The following is a 12,136-nucleotide window of genomic DNA, read 5'->3' on the forward strand; positions in this document are numbered from 1 at the left end:
TTTTTCATTTTCAAAAATTTAATCTATAGGTTTTAAAATGTATTTATGTTTGATATTATCCAAAAATAAAGAATTATTAATAAAGTCTTTTTTCTTTTTGTAATTTTATTGCCAAAAAAAAATTATGAAATATCTACCAATAAACAACAAACTCTTTATAAAAAATCGCAAAAACTTTACAGCTAAAATGAAACCTAACAGCTTAGCTGTTTTTAACTCAAATGATATTTATCCTATAAGTGCAGATAGCACCATGCCTTTTGAGCAACATAGAGATATTTTTTATTTAAGTGGCGTTGATCAAGAAGAAAGCATATTAATTTTATTTCCAGATTGCCCAAAGGAAAAGCATCGAGAGATTTTGTTTTTGAAAGAAACCAATGCACATATTGCGGTTTGGGAAGGTGAAAAACTAACTAAAGAAGCAGCTTTTAAAACTAGCGGAATTAAAACTGTGTACTGGCTTCAAGATTTTGAAAAAGTTATGTTTGAGTTAATGACACAATGTGATACTGTCTATATTAACACAAACGAACATTATAGAGCTAATGTAGAAACTGAAACACGTGAAGATCGTTTCACAAAATGGATTAAAGACAAATATCCTGCGCATAGCGTTGCTAAAAGTAACCCAATATTACAACGTTTACGTTCAGTAAAAGAAGATATCGAAATTGAGCTTATGCAGCAAGCTTGTAATATTACCGAAAAAGGCTTTCGTCGTATTTTAAATTTTGTAAAACCAGATGTTTGGGAATATGAAATTGAAGCCGAATTTATGCATGAATTTTTACGTAATCGCTCAAAGGGGTTTGCTTACACACCAATAATAGCCTCTGGTAACAACGCCAATGTTTTACATTATATTGAAAACAACCAACAGTGTAAAGCAGGGGATTTAATTCTATTTGATGTTGCTGCAGAATATGCTAATTACTCAAGTGATTTAAGTAGAACTATTCCTGTTTCTGGAAAATTTACTAGCAGACAAAAAGATGTTTACAACGCAGTAAATAGAGTTAAAAATGAAGCTACCAAAATGCTTACACCTGGAACTATTTGGGCAGATTACCATGTTGAAGTTGGCAAAATTATGACATCAGAATTAATAGGTTTAGGTCTATTAGATAAAGCTGAAATTCAAAATGAAAATCCAGATTGGCCCGCTTATAAAAAATATTTCATGCACGGCACCTCTCATCATATAGGTTTAGATACGCACGATTACGGTATTTTAACAGAACCTATGCAAGCAAACATGGTGTTTACTGTAGAACCTGGAATTTATATTCCAGAAGAAGGTTTTGGAATTCGTTTAGAAGACGATGTTGTTATAAAAGATAAAGGAGAGCCTTTAAATTTAATGCAAAACATTCCTATTGAAGCAGATGAAATTGAAGAACTTATGAATTCATAAAAAGTAAAGGGTCGTTATTAAACGACCCTTTTTTCAAAAACATTTAATTATTGCAATTTACAGAGTGACTAATTCAAATAAATAATCGTTTAGTTTTTGAAGTGTCTTAATTTTATGCTTTGTGTCAATTAATAGCGAAATGTTATTATTGCTTCCACCGTAAGAAATCATTCTAATTTTTACATCTTGTAATATTTGAAACAACTTATAGGTGTCTTGATGGTTTACAATAGAATGACCTACCAAGCATACAATACTTTGGTTTTTATCAACTTCTATTAAAGCTATTTTATCTAATTCAGCTAAAATTTTATCAAGATTTCTATCATCATCAATAGTTAATGAAACTGCAACTTCCGATGTAGTAATCATGTCGATAGAAGTTTTGTAAGTTTCAAAAATTTCAAACACCTTTTTAAGAAATCCATGAGCCTGCAACATACGTGCAGATTTAATTTTAATAGCTGTTATATTATCTTTCGCAGCAATAGCTTTTATACCATTTTCTGAAGTATCACTGGAAATTAATGTACCATGAGCCTCAGGATTCATAGTATTTTTTAACCGCACAGGAATATTATCTGCTCTTACCGGCGTAACCGTTTGTGGGTGTAATATTTTGGCTCCAAAATAGGCTAATTCTGCTGCTTCATCAAACGATAAATTTGAAATTGGTTTTGTATTATCAACATGTCTTGGATCATTATTATGCATCCCATCAATATCTGTCCAAATTTGAACTTCTTCAGCTTTAATAGCAGCACCAATAATAGTAGCGGTATAATCGCTTCCACCTCGTTGTAAATTTGAAATTTCATCATTATTATTCAAACAAATAAAACCTTGTGTGATATAAATTAGAGAATCTTCAGCATTATTTAAAATAGCTTGAAGATTTTTAGCAATATGGTCTATCTCTGGTTCTTTAAACTCATCAATTCTCATAAAACTTAAAGCAGGCAATAAAGTGGAACTTATATTCTCCTGCTTTAAGTAGCTATTAAACATGTATGTTGAAAGTAACTCGCCTTGAGCAACAATTTGATTTTCTAAATTTTCAGAAAAAACTTTATAAGTACATTCTACCAAAAAGTTAAATACGCCTGAAACGTATGTTTTAACATCTTCATTCAAACCCTTCTTTTGTAAAAGCTTGTCTATAGTTATAAAATATGTTTCATGAAGTTTATTTATCTTTTCTATGGCTTCATTAGGTTTATTATCTGCAATATTTTGTGCTATAGCTACTAATTGATTGGTGGTTCCAGACATAGCCGAAAGCACCACTACTTTTTTCTTTCCATCGTTAATTATACTTTTAACGTTGCTCATATTTTCAACAGAACCTACCGAGGTTCCCCCAAATTTCAATACCTTCATTTTCATTTATTTGACTATAAAATTATAACTCATTTATCTATTAACTATTTTTATTTAAAAAAAAGTTTATTTTTGCACATATTGTTAAATAGTTAACATGAAAACTGTATCTAATTGTGTAGAAGATATTTTAATATCTCAACCGTATCTGGAAGAAGCACTTTCAAGAAATATTATAAATTTTAGTGCTTTGGCTATTGAACTTACCGAACCTATTAGCCAAATGCTTAAAAAGGACGTGAAGCCAGGCGCTATAATGATGGCTCTTAGACGTTACAATCCGCCAGTTGCATTATCAAATTCTGTAAAAATGAAAAAAGTAATTCAGAATTTAGGTGACATAACTGTTCGTTCGAATTTAACAGATTTTACAGTAAAAAATTCGGAGACTATCATTGATAATCATTCTAAAATTCTGGATAGAATAAATCAAGAATCTAAATTATTCTATACATTTACTCGAGGTATTCATGAAAGCAACATAATAATATCTAGTAGCTTAAAAGATTTCATTCAAGAACAATTAAAAAATGAAAGCTTTTTAGCAGTACAAGATGGCTTATCTGCTATAAGTATAAACTTACCAAAGGACAATTCTAAAATTGCGGGATTATATTATCATTTTTTTAAGCGATTAGCATGGGAAGGTGTTGTGCTTTATGAAGTAATTTCTACAACAAACGAATTTACTATTTTGGTTGAAGACGAATATGTAGATAAAGCTTTTGCTGCTATTAAAAAAGTGAAATCTTAATTACTTATTTTCAAATTTTTCAAACACATTTACAATTACGAAAGTAAATAAAGCCGGTAACACCCATCCTAAATTTTCATTAGCTAAAGGAATAATTGCTTTAATATTTTCTAAATTTTCAGTAGGCAATAAAAAACCTAAAAAGTCTGGAATACTAAAAATAAAAGCGACTAAAACTACACATCTAAAAACCAATTTTGATGCAAATTTTTCAGGTAATACATTTAGTAAAATTAGCACAATACATAAAGGGTAAATAAACATTAAAGCAGGAAGTGCCACATCAATAATGTATTTCACATCCATTTGCCCAATACCAACACCTACTATGCAACAAAAAATAGCCGAAATTAAATATGCTTTTTTGAATGTTTTAAAATAAACTTTAAAAAAATCTGATACACTAACAATAATAGCAACGGCAGTTGTAAAACAAGCTAAAGCTACTAATACACTTAAAAATACAGACCCTACATTTCCTAATGTTCTTACAGCTATTCCCGAAAGAAGGTTTGTTCTAGATATATTTTCTTCAAATTGAGTATTATAGAATGCCCCTGTCGCAATTAATCCTGCATAAATAATGAGTAATCCAAACATGGCTATAAATCCAGATTTAGCAACCATGGTTTTTTTCTCATTAAAAGACATATTGCTATTTGAATTGTTAATAGACACCAAAACAACACCCCCCATAATCATACCTGCCATGGCATCATAAGTTTGATAGCCTTCTAGTAATCCATCAATTAAAGGCATTTTAAAAGCCGATGGATTCATATCTCCTACTGGATAAAAAACACCAACCACAATAATGCTTAATATAATTAAAACTATTATTGGTGTTAAGTATTTACCTATTATACTTAGTACTCTATTCCTATTTATTACAAACACAAATACTAGTACAAAATATATAATACTAATAAACAAAGGGCTTATATTAAAATAAGGCTCAATAGCCATTTCGTAAGTTACTGCAGCTGTTCTAGGGCATGGCAATGCTATAGTTATTGCCAGCATACAGAAACAAAAAATAGAACTAAAAAAAGGTGAGACGTTTTTACCAAAATCAAACATAGTGCCCTGTAATTTGGCATGTGCAAATATTGCTAATAAAGGAATAATCGTTGCTGATATTAAAAAACCTAATGCAACTAGCCACCAATCTGGTCCAGAATTAAAACCTAATAATGGTGGTAAAATTAAATTACCAGCACCAAAAAAACCAGCAAATAATGCGAAACCAAATACAAAGGTTTCTTTAGTTTTATTCATTGTATGATTTTATCTTTGCCTAAGATAAATTAAAAATGACTCTAGAATACAAAGACATCAATATTTTTTATACCGATAATGGCAAAGGAAACTCCATTGTTTTCCTGCATGGTTTTTTAGAAAATAGCAATATGTGGCTTCCATTTATTCCTTCTTTAGCAAAGAACAATAGAGTGGTTTGTATTGATTTATTGGGTCATGGCAAAACCGGATGCTTAGGTTACATTCATACTATGGAACTTATGGCTGATGCTATTGAAGCGGTTCTTAAAAAACTTGAAATTGAAAAAACCTTTATTATTGGTCATTCAATGGGTGGTTATGTGGCTCTTGCTTTCGCTGATAAAAACCCTGAAATGCTAAAAGGTTTATGTTTAATGAATTCAACTGCAGAAGCAGATTCATTTGAAAGAAAAAAAAATAGAGACCGAGCCATTCTAGCTGTTAAGGATAATCATAAAAGATTTATTAAAATGGCTATCTCAAATTTATTTAGACCTAAGAACAGAGCCGTTTTCTCTGAAGAAATAAAGCAACTCACAAAAGAAGCTCTACAAACACCTTTACAAGGTATAGTTGCTGCTTTAGAAGGTATGAAAATTAGAGGAAATAGAGAAGCGTTATTAAAAAGCAATACTTACAAATGTTTGATGATTATTAGTAAAAAAGATCCTGTTTTGGATTACAATTCACTAATTAAACAAACAAGAAAAGCACAAGTAAAAGTTGTTGAATTTGCAGATGGACACATGAGTCATGTGGAAAATGAAAATGATTTACTACAAAGCATAATGCATTTCATCGAAAATAATTGACGTTTTGTCGTTTATTTATTTTTTTTATGTAAGTTTATGTTCCAAACAACCCTAACATGAAAAAAATTACCACTAACAAACCCACCCTAATCCCAAAGGTATACTGCAATCTCTTTGGTCATGACTATCAAGTAACTAAAAAAGTAACCTACCATGTAAAAGAGTATACATGTAGGCATTGCAGAAAAGAATTAACTACAAATAGTAACGGCACATTAACCGAGCTAACCCCCAAGTTTAGAGAGATAAATGCTATTTTAGAGAAAATTCACGCAACAAGAATAGAACGTTCAAAGATAAAAAGTGACACTTCGTCGATTTACCACCAAGTTGTTTAAAGTTGTAAATCATTTTTTATACTTTAATTGTCTCTAGGAAGGCTAATTAAAAGATAAATGAAATGAAAAAAATTCATTGCAAGATGTTTGGTCACAAATTTCATGTAACACGCAAGGTAACATACCACGTTAAAGAATACACCTGTAAAAACTGTAAAAAAGAATTAACCACTAATGGCAATGGCTATTTAATTGAGTTAACACCAAAATTTAAAGAAATAAATGACGTTTTAGAGCGTATCTATAAAAATCGTTCTAAGAAAAAAATTGAAGAAACAACACCCCCATTAATTCCTATCGGAAATCTATTAATTTTTAGTCATTAAAATTTTTCCAACCTTGTGCTTTAATAGGTATTCTAGTCTCGGCTCTAGTTACTAAATGCATCCCTTCTCTTTCTTCTTTAATATGCCCAATAATACTTAAATTAGGGTTTGCTTTAATTTTCAGAAAATCATCTTGAGAAATAGTGAACAACAATTCATAATCCTCACCTCCGTTTAACGCTACCGTAGTGCTATCTATATTAAATTCCTCGCAAGTAGAAATTACTTGTGGATCTAATGGAATTTTATCTTCATACAAATCACATCCAACTTTACTTTGTTTGCATAAATGAATAATTTCAGAAGACAACCCATCACTAATATCAATCATTGAAGTAGGTTTAACATTCAAATCATTTAATAATTTAACAATGTCTTTACGTGCTTCTGGCTTTAATTGGCGCTCAATAATATAAGAATATGGTTCTAAATCTGGTTGACTATTTGGATTTACTTTATAGACTTCTTTTTCACGCTCAAGAACTTGCAAACCCATGTATGCAGCACCCAAATCTCCACTTACAACAAGTAAATCATTTGGTTTAGCTCCATTTCTATAAACCTCATTATTAGATTCAACCTCACCAATTGCTGTAACAGAAATTAATAAACCTGTATTAGACGATGTGGTATCCCCTCCAACAACATCAACATTATAAATATTAGCCGCAGTTTCAATACCCGCATACAAATCTTCTAAAGCCTCTAAAGGAAACCTGTTAGACACTGCAATAGAAACTGTAACTTGAGTTGGATTAGCATGCATTGCATAAACATCTGACAGATTTACAACAATAGCTTTATAGCCTAAGTGCTTTAATGGCATATAACTTAAATCAAAATGAATTCCTTCTAAAAGCAAATCTGTTGTCACTACAATTTTTTTGTTTTTGAATTCTAAAACTGCAGCATCATCTCCTATTCCTTTAATAGTTGATGATTGTTTTATTTTGAAATTCTCAGTTAAATGGTCTATAAGTCCAAATTCACCTAAATCACTTAATTGAGTTCGCTGTTGGTTTTTATCTTCTATCATATTGCAAAAATAAGAAGCTAATTTTGTTTTTACTATCTTTATACTAAAACATAACCTATTTAGTTTATTATTAAAAAAATTGCCATGAAATCATCACGAACTATTTACGCTATTTTTTTTGCGTGCTTACTATTTTCTTTCACACAATCCTGCAATACTGAACCTGTCGAAAGACCTGTAATAATAGATTCTGATAATGATGGGATTGACGACAGCATAGATAATTGCCCATCAACTACAAACCCTAACCAAGAAGATAATGATAATGATAATTTAGGCGACCCTTGTGATGAAGATGATGATAATGATGGCATTCTTGACATAAATGATAACTGTCCATTTACATCAAATCCAAACCAAGAAGATGAAGATAATGACGGAATTGGCAATTTATGTGATGATGATTTTATTAACCCCAACGCACCAATTGCTGAATGTATAAATGGTTTTGCTGATATTTATCCATGTGAAAATTACGATTTAGTAGGATATATTTCGATATCAGATTTAGGTGGTGCAGGATCTGCAGGAAATGATTGTTGGGGCTGGGTTGATCCAGAAACTCAAAAAGAATACGCCTTATTTTGCTCCACAACTGGAGTTGCTTTTGTTGATATTTCAAAGCCAAACGAACCGATTATTGTTGGAAAATTACCTACTGCAACTTTTAGTAGTTCTTGGCGGGATATAAAAATATATGAAAATTATGCATTTGTAGTAGCCGACAATGCAGGTAATCACGGTATGCAGGTTTTTGATTTAAGAAAATTAAGAACAGTCACTAATCCTCCAGAAACATTTATAACCGATGCTAATTTTACAGAATTTGGTAGCGCACACAATATTATAATTAACGAGGCAAATGCATATGCATATATAGTTGGTACAGGAAGAAATACTAACTACCAAGGTGGAACTATTATTGTTGATATTGAAAATCCTATAAACCCAACTAATGTAGGTATACTTAACGGGTATTCGCATGATGCCCAAGTTGTGGTTTATACGGGGCCAGATGCAGAACATTTTGGTAAAGAAATTTTTATAGGTAGTAATGAAAATGAAATTGTAATAGTAGATATAACAAACAAATCAAACCCAATACAACTCTCATCAATAAGCTATAATAATGTTGGTTATACACATCAAGGATGGTTTACTGAAGATTTGAGATACTTTATTTTAGGTGATGAATTAGATGAGATAAACTTTGGCAATAAAACTAAAACTATCGTTTTTGATTTTTCAGATTTAGATAATCCTATTTTTCAGTTTAATTATTTTGGCCCAACAGAAGCCATCGACCATAATGGTTACGTAAAAAGTGATACTTTTTATCTTGCAAATTATAGAGCCGGAGTAAGAATGGTTGATATCACCAATATTGAAAACAGCTCAATGACAGAAGTTGGTTATTTTGACACATATCCTGAAAATAATCTTGCAGATTTTGATGGTGCTTGGAGTGTTTACCCATATTTCCCTAGTGGCAACATCATTATAAGCGACATTAACAGAGGATTATTTGTAATTAGAAAAAGTGATTTATAATTCTTCCATTTATGAATACTATCAAACATGCTTCATTTCTGGTGTGGATTTTCATCATTATTTTAAGTTGTTCTTCAAATAATGATAATTCAAATATCCACAATGAGCATGAAATTGAAATAGATTTTGTAAAAACACTTGGCGGCACAAAAAATGAAAGTGCTCAAGCAATATGTAAAACACCTGATGGTGGTTATGCTATTTTAGGATACACCCAAAGTATAGATGGCGATATTGAAACTAAAACAAATGAATCTTTTGACTATTGGTTATTAAAATTTGATAGTAATAATCAGCTTCAATGGCAAAAAACCTATGGAGGAACGAATGATGACAGAGGAAGCGACATTATTCAAACCAGTGATGGCGGTTTTGCAATAATAGGTTTCACAAAGAGTAATAATAATGATGTTACAGAAAATGCTGGATCAAGCGATTTTTGGCTAGCAAAACTTGACAACGCAGGAAACATTAGCTGGCAAAAAAACTATGGTTTTTCTGGAGCAGATAACGGTATTTCCGTAATTCAAACTAACGATAATGGATTTCTATTAACCGGTGTTTTAGATGTTTCTGCTTCTGGTGGTTTAGGCAATAGTAAAAACGCTTCGATTAAACATGCAGGTGGTGATTATTGGGTAATTAAAATTGATGTATTAGGAAATAAAGAATGGAGCCATTATTATGGTGGCACTTTTACCGATACACCTTATGATGCCTTTCAAACAGAAGATAATAGCTATTTAATTGTAGGATCATCAGATAGTGATGATGTAGATATAAATAAAAATAAAGGTTCTTATGATTTTTGGATTATTAAAATTTCAGAAACTGGAGGACTCATCTGGGAAAAATCCTTTGGTGGTTCAGAAATTGATGAAGCTAGAGCAATAACAAGTTCCGGTGATGGAAATTACGTTATAGTTGGAGATACTAGAAGTAGCGATTTAAACGTTTCTAAAAACAAAGGCGCTGCAGATTTATGGGTAATTAAAATATCTCCTGAAGGAAATTTAATTTGGGAAAAAACTTTTGGCGGTAGTAGCTTCGATGTAGGTCGATCAGTTTTTAAAACTAAAGATAACAGCTTTTTAATATCAGGAAGTTCAAGAAGTGCCGACGGTGATATTTCAACAAATCAAGGTCAAAATGATGCTTGGATTTTAAAAATTGACGTCAATGCTAATTTAATCTGGCAAAAAAATATTGGAGGCTCAGAGATTGATTTTACTTACGATGCTGTTGAACTTGAAGACGAAACAATTATTGCTGTTGGAGAATCTGGAAGCTCAAACAACGGTATTCTAGAGAATAAGGGATTTACAGATTTACTTTTAATAAAATTAAAATAATTGAAAAAATTAGCCTCAATATTATTTACATTTTTACTGATTTTATCTTGTAGCGAAGATAAAGATGATAATGTTTCACAAGTAAGCACAACATTTAATTTTACTCATAATTGGGAGGGAACATTAGTTACAAATGCCAATTTCAACACCATTCAATACATCAACGCTAATGGTGAAGAATTAAGCATTGAGAAACTCAGATATTTAATATCAAAAATCACTTTTCAAAACACTAATGGAAAAACTTATATTATTGATGGTTATAATTTAGTTGATGTTACAAATAACAGTAATTTATCATTTTCATCTGTAACAACAATTCCAACAGGAGACTACACCAATGTCTCTTTTGTTTTTGGTTTTAATAACGATGATAATTATAATAACAACTACCCAGATTTAAATTCTACTTCATGGAATGTTCCAGAAATGCTAGGTGGTGGTTATCACTACATGCAGTTAGAAGGGAAGTTTATAGACAATACAACAACCGAAACTGGTTACGCTTATCATGCTATTAGAGCTGTTGATAATTCTGGCACTAATCTAGAATTTGAAGACACTTTTATTGAAGTTAATTTAGGCGAGGTCACTATAACAAATAATGCCACATTTAATATAGAAATGAATATTGCCCAATGGTTTAAAAGCCCAAATACTTGGGATTTAAATGTTTTAAACAATATGTTAATGCCAAATTATGATGCTCAAATAATGATTTATGAAAATGGTCAAAACGCATTTAGTTTAGAATCTGTAACACAATAAATAAAATTGAAAAAATGGCTATTACATATTTGTATAATAATCCTTTTCATTTTTACGTCCTGTACAAATGAACCAGTAGGAGAATATGTAGCTGTTCCAACTTCAAGTCCGCTACAAATCCCTCAACTATTTGAAGAAAACATCCTAAACCCAATAATACCAATAGATAACCCTCAAACAGTAGAAGGCATTGCATTAGGCAAAAAACTATTTTTCGACCCTATTTTATCTGCTAATAACACACAAGCCTGTGCCGATTGTCACGCTCCAGAAAATGCTTTTACAGACTCAAGTAGATTTAGCGATGGTATTGATGGTGTTTTTGGTAACAGAAACTCCATGCCTCTTTTTAATCTAGCTTGGAATTATGATGAAAAATTCTTTTGGGATGGTAATACTTTTGGTTTGGAACATCAAGCTTTTGTGCCAGTTTCAGATCCTATTGAAATGAAAAGCTCTTGGGCACAATTAGAAGCAGAACTTCAACAACATCCAGAATACCCAAACTTATTTCAACAAGCTTTTGGAGCTTCAACTATTGATTCTACTTTGGTAACAAAAGCCATAGGGCAATTTGAGCGTACTTTAATATCATCAAACTCAAAATTTGACAACTATCTTTTAGGAAAAACAGAATTAACTTCGCAAGAATTAAACGGATTTAATGTGTTTATGGACGAAAGCCGAGGTGATTGTTTTCATTGTCATGGAAGCGATAAAAATCCGTTATGGACAGATAATATTTTTCATAATAACGGTTTAGATGAAACTTTTTCAGACATAGGTTTGGGTGCAGTAACAGGCGATCCAGCAGATAATGGTAAATTTAAATCACCATCACTTCGTAATTTAAATTTCACCGCACCATACATGCACGATGGTAGATTTACAACCCTTGATGAGGTAATAAATCATTACAGTGAAGGTTTAAAAAACTCAGTAACTATTGATCCACTAATGAAAAAACTCACTCAAGGTGGCGTGGGTTTAACAGACATAGATAAAACCGATTTAAAAGCTTTTTTACTCTCCTTATCTGATTATGAGTTTATCAACAATCCAAACTTTAAAAATCAATAACAAAAACCTATAAAACTATATGCTAATATAATGTTAGGTTC

Annotated in this window: 12 protein-coding genes; 9 read left to right on the top strand and 3 right to left on the bottom strand. The window is 31.2% G+C overall.

What is annotated here, in order from left to right; all coding sequences use genetic code 11:
- Positions 1-124 precede the first annotated feature (124 nt).
- Positions 125-1,417, top strand: a complete 1,293-nt coding sequence (locus BT151_RS02530; RefSeq protein ID WP_072400186.1) for an aminopeptidase P family protein — start codon at positions 125-127, stop codon at positions 1,415-1,417.
- A gap of 57 nt (positions 1,418-1,474) precedes the next feature.
- Here the strand turns inward: BT151_RS02530 and BT151_RS02535 are convergent, their stop codons facing one another.
- Positions 1,475-2,797: an aspartate kinase gene (locus BT151_RS02535; RefSeq protein WP_072400187.1), complete on the bottom strand. Its 1,323-nt coding sequence runs from the start codon at positions 2,795-2,797 to the stop codon at positions 1,475-1,477.
- Between the two features lie 97 nt (positions 2,798-2,894).
- Between BT151_RS02535 and BT151_RS02540 the strand changes: the two genes are divergently transcribed.
- Entirely contained in the window at positions 2,895-3,551 is a 657-nt protein-coding gene (locus BT151_RS02540; RefSeq protein WP_072400188.1) for a hypothetical protein, read from the top strand.
- Here BT151_RS02540 and brnQ read toward each other — a convergent pair whose 3' ends face one another.
- Positions 3,552-4,829, bottom strand: a complete 1,278-nt coding sequence (gene brnQ / locus BT151_RS02545; RefSeq protein WP_072400189.1) for a branched-chain amino acid transport system II carrier protein — start codon at positions 4,827-4,829, stop codon at positions 3,552-3,554.
- A gap of 35 nt (positions 4,830-4,864) precedes the next feature.
- Between brnQ and BT151_RS02550 the strand changes: the two genes are divergently transcribed.
- The 3 genes from BT151_RS02550 to BT151_RS02560 all read left to right on the top strand — a co-directional run bounded on the left by BT151_RS02550 (position 4,865) and on the right by BT151_RS02560 (position 6,308).
- The gene (locus BT151_RS02550; RefSeq protein WP_072400190.1) at positions 4,865-5,644 is read left to right on the top strand and encodes an alpha/beta fold hydrolase; all 780 of its coding nucleotides are present in this window, start codon (positions 4,865-4,867) and stop codon (positions 5,642-5,644) included.
- A 56-nt stretch (positions 5,645-5,700) separates the two neighbouring features.
- On the top strand, positions 5,701-5,982 hold the full coding sequence (locus BT151_RS18730) for a hypothetical protein (RefSeq protein WP_072400191.1): 282 nt from the start codon (positions 5,701-5,703) through the stop codon (positions 5,980-5,982).
- Positions 5,983-6,065: 83 nt separating this feature from the next.
- A complete protein-coding gene (locus BT151_RS02560; RefSeq protein ID WP_245794699.1) occupies positions 6,066-6,308 on the top strand; it encodes a hypothetical protein in 243 nt (80 codons plus the stop codon).
- Here the strand turns inward: BT151_RS02560 and thiL are convergent.
- On the bottom strand, positions 6,298-7,344 hold the full coding sequence (gene thiL, locus BT151_RS02565; protein ID WP_072400193.1) for a thiamine-phosphate kinase: 1,047 nt from the start codon (positions 7,342-7,344) through the stop codon (positions 6,298-6,300). The two genes, BT151_RS02560 and thiL, sit on opposite strands and share 11 nt — an antisense overlap.
- A gap of 84 nt (positions 7,345-7,428) precedes the next feature.
- On the opposite strand from thiL, the gene BT151_RS02570 reads away from it, so the two are divergent.
- Genes BT151_RS02570 through BT151_RS02585 form a run of 4 tightly spaced genes read left to right on the top strand, consistent with a single transcriptional unit; the run spans position 7,429 to position 12,095 of the window.
- A complete protein-coding gene (locus BT151_RS02570; RefSeq protein WP_072400194.1) occupies positions 7,429-8,895 on the top strand; it encodes a choice-of-anchor B family protein in 1,467 nt (488 codons plus the stop codon).
- 11 nt (positions 8,896-8,906) lie between these two features.
- Entirely contained in the window at positions 8,907-10,247 is a 1,341-nt protein-coding gene (locus BT151_RS02575) for a hypothetical protein (protein ID WP_072400195.1), read from the top strand.
- Positions 10,248-11,015 (top strand): MbnP family protein, encoded by a 768-nt coding sequence (locus tag BT151_RS02580; RefSeq protein ID WP_072400196.1) that lies wholly within the window; start codon positions 10,248-10,250, stop codon positions 11,013-11,015.
- A gap of 6 nt (positions 11,016-11,021) precedes the next feature.
- Positions 11,022-12,095, top strand: a complete 1,074-nt coding sequence (locus BT151_RS02585) for a cytochrome-c peroxidase (protein ID WP_084647844.1) — start codon at positions 11,022-11,024, stop codon at positions 12,093-12,095.
- Positions 12,096-12,136 lie beyond the last annotated feature (41 nt).

It is taken from the genome of Flaviramulus basaltis, assembly GCF_900114265.1.
GTDB lineage: Bacteria > Bacteroidota > Bacteroidia > Flavobacteriales > Flavobacteriaceae > Flaviramulus > Flaviramulus basaltis.

Bases quoted from the DNA above. Each gene is read 5' to 3' on its own strand.
- BT151_RS02530 (WP_072400186.1), top strand. From the start codon at position 125: ATGAAATATCTACCAATAAACAACAAACTCTTTATAAAAAATCGCAAA.
- BT151_RS02535 (WP_072400187.1), bottom strand. From the start codon at position 2,797: ATGAAGGTATTGAAATTTGGGGGAACCTCGGTAGGTTCTGTTGAAAAT.
- BT151_RS02540 (WP_072400188.1), top strand. From the start codon at position 2,895: ATGAAAACTGTATCTAATTGTGTAGAAGATATTTTAATATCTCAACCG.
- brnQ (WP_072400189.1), bottom strand. From the start codon at position 4,829: ATGAATAAAACTAAAGAAACCTTTGTATTTGGTTTCGCATTATTTGCT.
- BT151_RS02550 (WP_072400190.1), top strand. From the start codon at position 4,865: ATGACTCTAGAATACAAAGACATCAATATTTTTTATACCGATAATGGC.
- BT151_RS18730 (WP_072400191.1), top strand. From the start codon at position 5,701: ATGAAAAAAATTACCACTAACAAACCCACCCTAATCCCAAAGGTATAC.
- BT151_RS02560 (WP_245794699.1), top strand. From the start codon at position 6,066: ATGTTTGGTCACAAATTTCATGTAACACGCAAGGTAACATACCACGTT.
- thiL (WP_072400193.1), bottom strand. From the start codon at position 7,344: ATGATAGAAGATAAAAACCAACAGCGAACTCAATTAAGTGATTTAGGT.
- BT151_RS02570 (WP_072400194.1), top strand. From the start codon at position 7,429: ATGAAATCATCACGAACTATTTACGCTATTTTTTTTGCGTGCTTACTA.
- BT151_RS02575 (WP_072400195.1), top strand. From the start codon at position 8,907: ATGAATACTATCAAACATGCTTCATTTCTGGTGTGGATTTTCATCATT.